Source organism: Hydrogenovibrio sp., from assembly GCF_049975065.1.
In the GTDB taxonomy this organism is placed as follows: Bacteria; Pseudomonadota; Gammaproteobacteria; order Thiomicrospirales; family Thiomicrospiraceae; genus Hydrogenovibrio.
Window position 1 is genome coordinate 2,780 of the sequence record NZ_JBNGDN010000073.1, and the last position, 7,508, is coordinate 10,287.

Below are 7,508 nucleotides of genomic sequence, written 5' to 3' on the forward strand. Positions count from 1 at the left end.
CAACCGCCGGACTTGATGTTCACCAGCGTGCTGGTTTGAACTTCATTGGGGTTGAAATGCTGACGATGCACCGTTTGGGCTTGAAAGATCAAGTCGTTAAACGGTTGATTCATAATGGTTTTGATTTCATCAAGCGTCCAGTCGTTGCGAATGTCACCGAGGGCCATAGTTTGCTTTCCATTGTTGCGTGCGGTCGATTATTATAACGTAATTTAACGGATAATAAGCGTGAGAAATGCCGATGAACCGTTTTGAAAAATGGGTGTTCCCGCCGACTTGTGTGGTGACAGGGGAGGCGGGACAGGAGGTTGATGTTTCGGCGCGGGTACAGGCGCAATTGGTGCGACCGGTGCAGGCCTGTTCCGTTTGCGCGATGCCGTTGGCTGCGGCGACTGGGAAGCCGTTGCACTCATTATCGGTTTGCGGTGCCTGTTTAAGCCAGCCGCCGAGTTTTGATCTTACTCAGGCGGGGTTTCGTTTCGATGGCTGGTTGGTGGACAGTATTCATGGGCTGAAATATCATTCGCAGCTTTATCAGGCACGTTTGCTGGCGGAACTGTGGCACCCTTATTTGGATGTGACCGGTGTTGACGCATTGGTGCCAGTGCCTTTGCATTCGAGTCGTCTTTTGGAGAGGGGGTTTAATCAGTCGCTTGAGCTGGCGCAGGCACTGTCGAAATTAACGGGGATTCCGGTGCGGCCTTGGGCGGTGCAACGCGTGAGAGCCACGCCCTATCAAGCGCTTTTGAAAGCACAGGCACGCCATCATAATCTGAAAGGGGCGTTTGCGTTGCTGGATACAGCCCAGTTGCAGGGGTTGAAACAGATTGCCCTAGTGGATGATGTGATGACTACGGGTGCCACGGTTGAGCAATTGGCAGCGGTTGTAAAGCGGTCGTTTCCTTCGTTGCGTATTCAGGTCTGGGTGTTGGCCAGAGCGGTTGGGCACTAGCTGGGCACTAGCCGATTACCTTGTATTGTATTGGGTGGAATGCTATCGTCCTTTGAGGGTGCGCAACCATTTCCATAGATTAAACAGGCTCGATAGCGAGGCGGCGACATAGGTCAGAGCGCAGGCCTGGAGGATTTTGCGGGCTTTTTTCAGGTCGCTGTCGTTCAGGTATTGGCCTTCTTTGAGCAAGGGCAGTGCGCGTTTGTAGCTGGCGTCGAATTCCACCGGCAGGGTGCTGAGGTGTATCATCAGGGGCACACCCATGGCGATGAACCCTGCGGCAAAGGTGACCAGTGCAATCAGCGGTGTGTGCAGCAGTGGGATGAGTACAGGCGTGACCATTAAAGCGATGCCGCTGAACTTGTGCATCCATTGCGAGCGTTCAATCAATACTGTGCGCTGGACTAAGGGTTCGTAGCCGCTTTGATCTTGCAGGGCGTGTCCGATTTCGTGTGCCACGGTGGTAATGGCGGTCAGCGAGTTGGAATGGTAGTTTTCAGAGGAGATGCGCACCACCTTGTCGATGGGGTCGTAGTGATCGCCCTGATCGCTCTTGGCCGTCTCTTCAAGGGTGACCGGCAGTTGATATTTTTGAATGAGGTGTTCGGCAAACTGAGCCCCTGTACCAGGGATGTCGGGATGGGGTTGGCGGTATTTGTTGAGGATGTGCCGTGTCCAGAGATTGGGCAAGGAGGTGATGGCGAACAGTACGATAAAACCGATGATTAGAAGTCCCATAGATCGGCCTTTCCTTTTTCGGTGACAGGGGCTGTGTGACGGTGCGGAGCCTGTGGAAGACGAGCGGATGGCGGAGGGTTAGAGGCCGATTCAAGCGCTGTCAGGGTCTGCCCGTAGGAAGCAAAGTCCAGCGGCTTGGCGCTCAATTGTGCTTGGGTTTTTGCCAGGCGTGATGGCTGACGCTCGAGACGTGCCGTTGGGCTGGGCAGCGCATCCTCTGGAAACGCCCATTGACCCATTTGTCCCGGCAGCAAGGGCGCATCGCTCAAATGCCAACCGTTGCCATCCAAGAACCGGTGTTCTGCCTGAGCCTGCAGCAAGCGGATCTCGTCTGGCCGACCCGGGGCAGGTTGCACCCTTTGCCAGTCGTTTAACCCCTGTATAACGTAGGCGAAATCCTGAAGGTTGGCACGACCGATGGGTTGATTGTCACGGGATAACGCTGTCGGTGGGTGGGTTTGCTGCAGCCACTTGATCAAAGTTCGTGCCAGCGGTTGCGCGTATTGTTGCCAGCGCTGAGACGCCTGCGGGTTCTGCTGCATGGCCGCGGCATAAGCCGATAGCATCAGCCCATTCCAGCCCAGCAGGCTTTTGTCATCGGTCGGGATGTCATCAGTCGCCGCTTGCAACCGCTTGCGAATCTGCGGCCAGTGTTGCTGGGTGGGTTTGGGATGCCAGCCCAGAGCATAAGGGGGCGAAGCGGATAACGACCAGGCCTGGTGGATTTCATGGTATTGCTCGTGTGTCAGTAAAGAGCGCAGCTCCGCAGCGGACCAGAGATAAGCCCCTCCATCGTCACCGTTTTGATCCAGTGCCGACTGGCTGCCCCGAAAGAGTGACGTCTCGGGGTGCCACAGATGCTGTTCGGCGTAGGCGAGGGTTTGCTGGGCGGTCTCGGCATAATCAGGGCGCTCAAACGCTTCGGCGGCCTTGAAATAGACTTGCGCCAGTTGCGCTTGGGTGTAGAGCATTTTTTCAAAGTGGGGGGTTTGCCACTCGGGATCCACGGTGTAGCGATAAAAGCCGCCATGAATATGGTCGAACAGGTGTTGTGATTGCATTTGATCCAAGGTCAATTTTAGCCAGGCCTGAAGGGTGTCGTCCGGCTCACTGTTGAGGGTGGCGAGCAGAATAGGTGCCTTGGGGAATTTGAGCGAGCCTTTTAGGCCGCCGCTGAAATCGTCCATTTGTGACTGCAGAGCCGAATGAAACAGGCGGTAAAAGGTTTGGGCGTTCAGGGTGAATTTAGGGGCTTCCTCTGGCGGTGTGGGTTGGGTTAAGCCACTTTGGGCGGCTTGTAGAATGCGCTGGGGATCCGTTTGCCAAAGCTGTTGTACGCGGTGTAATGTTTGGCGCAATTGATCCGTGGGCTGATACACAAAGGCGAAAAACGGCTTTCCATTTGGGGTGAGAATGACGTGCTGTGGCCAGCCCGCATGTCCGGCGGCTTTTTCGGCAAAGGCAATCATATAGCGATCAAGGTCGGGGGTGAGTTCACGGTCGATTTTGACATTGATGAAGTGGCGGTTGAGGTAGGCTGCGATCTCGGGGTTTTGGTAGTTTTCTTGTTGCATGACATGGCACCAGTGGCAGGCAAAATAGCCGCTGGACAAAAAAATCAATTTGTTCTCTGCCGCGGCGGTCGTTAACACCGATGGCTGCCACTCTTGCCAGTGCACTGGATCATCACTGTGCATGGCTAAGTAGGGCGACGGGTGGTCGTTCAATGGACTGGCAGCGGTTGAGTTGGCAGCGATGGCGGTCAAAAAATAAGCCAAACTGACAAGCAACGACAGTGTCCCAGCCCGTCTTCTCGAAGGACCAAACAGGGTATTTGCCAGGCCTGGCCGTTTGTTCGCTTTATCTATCAGAGCGATTCGGAGAGGCGTCTTGACTGGGATCCTGGTTTTGGTTCTGGCTTTGCGCTTGAGTTGAGTCCTTTGAATCCATTTGGGGATGACGATCTGAGTCGTCGGCATGGCGTCTCTCCTGCGGTGTCTCCGATGGTGTGGAGGCGTGGGATTCTGTTTCGGATACTGGGCTATCGTCGCCTGTTTTACCTTCTTTTCGAGCCGCTCTCGCGGCGTCTTCGTCTTTACGCTTCTGGTATTCTTTTTCCAGAATGGCAAATTCCGAGTCAATTTCATCAAAGGTGCGATCCCAATCTTCATCGTCTTCCAACTGGTCGGCATAGCGGTCGTCAAACTCGGGTTCGTCTGCCTGTTCCGTTGGGGCTTGGCGTTGGCTGGATGACGCTGGCGTCGCATCCGCTTTGGCGCGGCTGGCCTGGTAGTCTTCCGCTTCGTAAGCAAATTCGTCGTCGTCTTCAAACGGATGGTTGTCGTCGGAGGTGGATTCCTTTTCCGACTTGCGCCGCGCCTTGAGGACGGCCGCACCGACCAAAATGCCGGCTTCGTACAACAGCCACATGGGAATCGCTAAGAGGGTTTGCGAAACAATGTCGGGCGGTGTCAGCAGCATGCCGATGACAAACGCCGCTACGACGATGTACGGGCGGGCATGGGAGAGCTTTTGCGGTGACACCATGCCGGTCAGAATAAGCAGCACCACGACAATCGGGACTTCAAACGCCAGGCCGAAAGCAAAGAACATTTTAATGACAAAATCGAGGTAGAGTGCAATGTCCGTGGCAACAGTAACGCCTTCCGGTGCGGCCGTGGATAAGAATCCGAACACCAGCGGGAAAACAGCGTAATAGGCAAAGGCTCCGCCCGCGTAGAAGAGGAAAGAGCTGAAGAAAAGCAAAGGGCCGACCAGCTGGCGTTCATGTTTGTAGAGTGCCGGGGCAATAAAGGCCCACAGCTGGTAAAGCAAAAACGGCATGGCCAGATAAATGGCGAGCACCAAGCTCAGTTTGAAGGGTGTCAGGAAGGGCGATGCCACGCCGGTGGCGATCATGCTGGTACCTTCCGGCAAGAAGCGTGACAGCGGCTCGGAAATGTAAAGGTAGAGGTCGTTCGCAAACGGGAAGAGGAAAACGAACAAAACCAGTATTGCCAAGATGCCTTTTGTTACGGCATTGCGCAATTCCAGCAGATGCTGGACGAGGGTCATTTCCTTGTCGTTCGGCGGTAGGGCGCTGTCGCTCATGATGGCTGTTTCACTTCTTGAGAAGCCTGGCTGGGAGCAGCCCCTTGCGCTGAGTTGGATGCCGTTGCCGGAGCCTTTTCGGGCGAATCGGTTTGGGGAGTGGCGGCTTTCGCTGTGTCGGTTTTTGGCGCATCGGGTAACACCGGTTGGGCTGGAGCACGGTTGTACTGTGAGCCTTCAACTGGCTGGTTAGGATCCTGGCCGAAGGGGCGGGCGATTTCGTCGATGCCGTAGTCTTCTTGAAGCTGTGACAGGTCATTTTTCAGCGAGTGGCTGACGGATTCGATCTGGCGGCGCTCTTCTTCAATGTTGATGGAATGTTGCAGCTCCTGAACCGTTTCGCTGATTTCAGAGTTGTCTTTGACGGAGTTGATGAAACGCTTGGTCTTGCCGATAAATTGACCGATTTTACGCGCCACTTCCGGCATGCGCTCAGGGCCAATTACAATGAGTGTAATGACCAGGATGACGATGATTTCCAAAAAACCAATATCAAACATTTACGCTTGCCTATTCAGTGGGTGTTTCAATAAACGCTGGGATGCGTTGTGCCGTTGGCCGACCTTGTCAAGAACCGTTTTCGTTAGGCCTTTGGTTCGTCTTTTTTGGCGCCGTCTTTTGAGTCGGTGGTGGACGAGGCGGTTTGGGTCGATTCGGACTTATTCTCGGCTTTGACGTCAAAAACGTTTTCACCTTCTTTCTTTTCCAGCGCTTGTTCGGCGACTTTTTCGTCTTTATTTTCGTCTTCGGCGACCGCTTTTTTGAAGCCTTTAATGGCACCGCCAAGATCGGAGCCGACATTTTTGAGGCGTTTCGCGCCAAATAGAACCAATACGATGGCGAGAATGATAAGTAGTTGCCAGATGCTGATGCCCATTTTGTTTTTCTCCAGTAAAAGGGTGGCCTTTCATAAAATGACCGCTAATAATAGCAGAGTATGAAGGTGCTTTTCAATCGACTTTGTGCCTGTTGGACGTGAAAGGCTGTTCGAGGTTGGTGGATGCCCTAGCGGTTATTCGCCAAGCAGGTGTATGTGAACGTGGAAGACCTCTTGCCCACCGGACTCGCCGGTATTGATTTGGGTTTTAAATCCGTCCAACCCATGGGTTTGTGCCAATTGGGGCAGAAGCAACATCATGTGTCCCATCAGGTCTTTGTCTTCCGGTGCCAGCTCGAAAAGTGTGGGGATGGGTTTTTTGGGGATGACCAGCAGGTGAACACGGGCTTTGGGGTTGATGTCTTTAATGACAATGCATTTTTCATCTTCATAGACGATTTCGGAAGGGATTTCCTTGTCGATGATTTGGCTGAAAATGGTTTTTTCAGGCGTCATGGTTTTGTTCCTTTGGTTGGTTAGAGTCGTTTTGTGAACGGCTCGCTTTTTCATCATGGCCGGATAGGCCAAAACGTCTTTGTAATTCTTGAGTCACATTCCGGCTGGAACGTCCTTGCTGGGACAGTAATATCAGTGTATGAAACCAGAGGTCGGCCACTTCATAGACCAGATTGTCGGTGTTGCCAGTGTGTTCGGCGTCTTTGGCGGCCATCACGGTTTCGGTGGCTTCTTCGCCAACTTTTTTTAGAATTTTGTCGATGCCTTTGGCGTAGAGGCTGGCCACGTAGGAGCTGTCGGGGGATTCGGACTTGCGGGCTTCCAAAACTGCGTCAAGTTGCGACAGTATGTCATTCTTTATCTGATCGCTCACAAGCGCACCTCGATTCCAGATTGCTGCATCATAGCTTTCGCTTCCTGTATGGTGTGTTCGCCAAAGTGGAAAATGCTGGCGGCCAAAACGGCTTCCGCGTGACCGAGCTGAATGCCATCGCAAAGGTGCGCCAGTTCCCCTACGCCACCGGAGGCAATGACAGGAATTTTAACACTATCGGCGATGCGACGTGTGAGTTCAATGTCGAAACCGCTTTTGGTGCCGTCACGATCCATGCTGGTGACGAGCAACTCACCGGCACCGAGCGCTTCCATTTTCTGCGCCCATTCGATGGCGTCGATGCCGGTTTCTTTGCGGCCGCCGTGGGTGAAGATTTCCCATTTGTCGGGTTCGCCGTTTGGGCTGACTTTTTTGGCGTCGATGGCGACGACAATGCACTGAGAGCCAAAGGTGTCGCAGGCTTCTTGCACAAAGCCGGGATTAAAAATAGCCGCCGAATTGATGGCGACTTTGTCGGCACCGGCGTTGAGCATTTTGCGAATGTCATCAAGGGAGCGGATGCCGCCACCGACGGTTAGGGGGATGAACACTTGGCTGGCGACTTCTTCGACCACGTGAACGATGGTGTCACGGTCATGGGCGGTGGCGGTGATGTCTAAAAAGGTGATTTCATCGGCGCCTTGTTGGTCGTAGCGTTTGGCGACTTCGACCGGGTCGCCGGCGTCGCGGATGTCCACAAACTGAACACCTTTGACGACACGACCGTTATCGACGTCCAAGCAGGGAATAATGCGTTTCGCTAGACTCATGCGTGGGTCCTTATGCCTTGGACAGTTCGTCGGAAAGGGTTTGGCCTTCTCGGAAGTTCAAAGAGCCTTCGTAAATGGCGCGCCCAGTGATAGCGCCGGTAACGCCGTCGGATTCGATGGTGGCCAAGGCGCGAATGTCATCCAGATTGGTGATGCCGCCGGAAGCGATGATGGGGATGTTTAGGGCTTGCGCCAAGGCTTGGGTGGCTTCGATATTGACGCCTTGCATCA

At 53.9% G+C, this 7,508-nt stretch carries 10 protein-coding genes and 1 pseudogene; 1 reads left to right on the plus strand and 10 read right to left on the minus strand.

What is annotated here, in order from left to right:
• Window positions 1-167, minus strand: a pseudogene (locus ACP5D0_RS08400) (biotin synthase BioB); the annotation flags it as partial.
• Window positions 168-241: 74 nt separating this feature from the next.
• On the opposite strand from ACP5D0_RS08400, the gene ACP5D0_RS08405 reads away from it, so the two are divergent.
• The gene (locus tag ACP5D0_RS08405) at window positions 242-952 is read left to right on the plus strand and encodes a ComF family protein (RefSeq protein WP_472365250.1); all 711 of its coding nucleotides are present in this window, start codon (window positions 242-244) and stop codon (window positions 950-952) included.
• A 42-nt stretch (window positions 953-994) separates the two neighbouring features.
• Here ACP5D0_RS08405 and ACP5D0_RS08410 read toward each other — a convergent pair whose 3' ends face one another.
• The 9 genes from ACP5D0_RS08410 to ACP5D0_RS08450 all read right to left on the minus strand — a co-directional run.
• Window positions 995-1,690 (minus strand): zinc metallopeptidase, encoded by a 696-nt coding sequence (locus tag ACP5D0_RS08410; protein ID WP_472365251.1) that lies wholly within the window; start codon window positions 1,688-1,690, stop codon window positions 995-997.
• Window positions 1,678-3,456, minus strand: a complete 1,779-nt coding sequence (locus ACP5D0_RS08415) for a thioredoxin domain-containing protein (protein ID WP_472365253.1) — start codon at window positions 3,454-3,456, stop codon at window positions 1,678-1,680. Before ACP5D0_RS08415 ends, ACP5D0_RS08410 begins: the two co-directional genes overlap by 13 nt.
• A gap of 94 nt (window positions 3,457-3,550) precedes the next feature.
• The gene (gene tatC, locus ACP5D0_RS08420) at window positions 3,551-4,801 is read right to left on the minus strand and encodes a twin-arginine translocase subunit TatC (RefSeq protein WP_472365254.1); all 1,251 of its coding nucleotides are present in this window, start codon (window positions 4,799-4,801) and stop codon (window positions 3,551-3,553) included.
• A complete protein-coding gene (gene tatB, locus ACP5D0_RS08425) occupies window positions 4,798-5,301 on the minus strand; it encodes a Sec-independent protein translocase protein TatB (protein ID WP_472365256.1) in 504 nt (167 codons plus the stop codon). Before tatB ends, tatC begins: the two co-directional genes overlap by 4 nt.
• An 83-nt stretch (window positions 5,302-5,384) precedes the next feature.
• Window positions 5,385-5,678: a Sec-independent protein translocase subunit TatA gene (locus ACP5D0_RS08430; protein ID WP_472365258.1), complete on the minus strand. Its 294-nt coding sequence runs from the start codon at window positions 5,676-5,678 to the stop codon at window positions 5,385-5,387.
• A 135-nt stretch (window positions 5,679-5,813) separates the two neighbouring features.
• Window positions 5,814-6,134: a histidine triad nucleotide-binding protein gene (locus tag ACP5D0_RS08435; RefSeq protein WP_472365259.1), complete on the minus strand. Its 321-nt coding sequence runs from the start codon at window positions 6,132-6,134 to the stop codon at window positions 5,814-5,816.
• Window positions 6,124-6,495 carry a phosphoribosyl-ATP diphosphatase gene (locus ACP5D0_RS08440; protein ID WP_472365263.1) on the minus strand — a complete coding sequence of 124 codons (372 nt, stop codon included), beginning with the start codon at window positions 6,493-6,495 and terminating at the stop codon, window positions 6,124-6,126. Before ACP5D0_RS08440 ends, ACP5D0_RS08435 begins: the two co-directional genes overlap by 11 nt.
• A gap of 8 nt (window positions 6,496-6,503) precedes the next feature.
• Complete coding sequence (hisF, locus tag ACP5D0_RS08445; protein ID WP_472365260.1) at window positions 6,504-7,277, minus strand: imidazole glycerol phosphate synthase subunit HisF; 774 nt, start codon at window positions 7,275-7,277, stop codon at window positions 6,504-6,506.
• A gap of 10 nt (window positions 7,278-7,287) precedes the next feature.
• The coding region (locus ACP5D0_RS08450) for a HisA/HisF-related TIM barrel protein (protein ID WP_472365262.1) at window positions 7,288-7,508 on the minus strand (221 nt) is incomplete at its 5' end.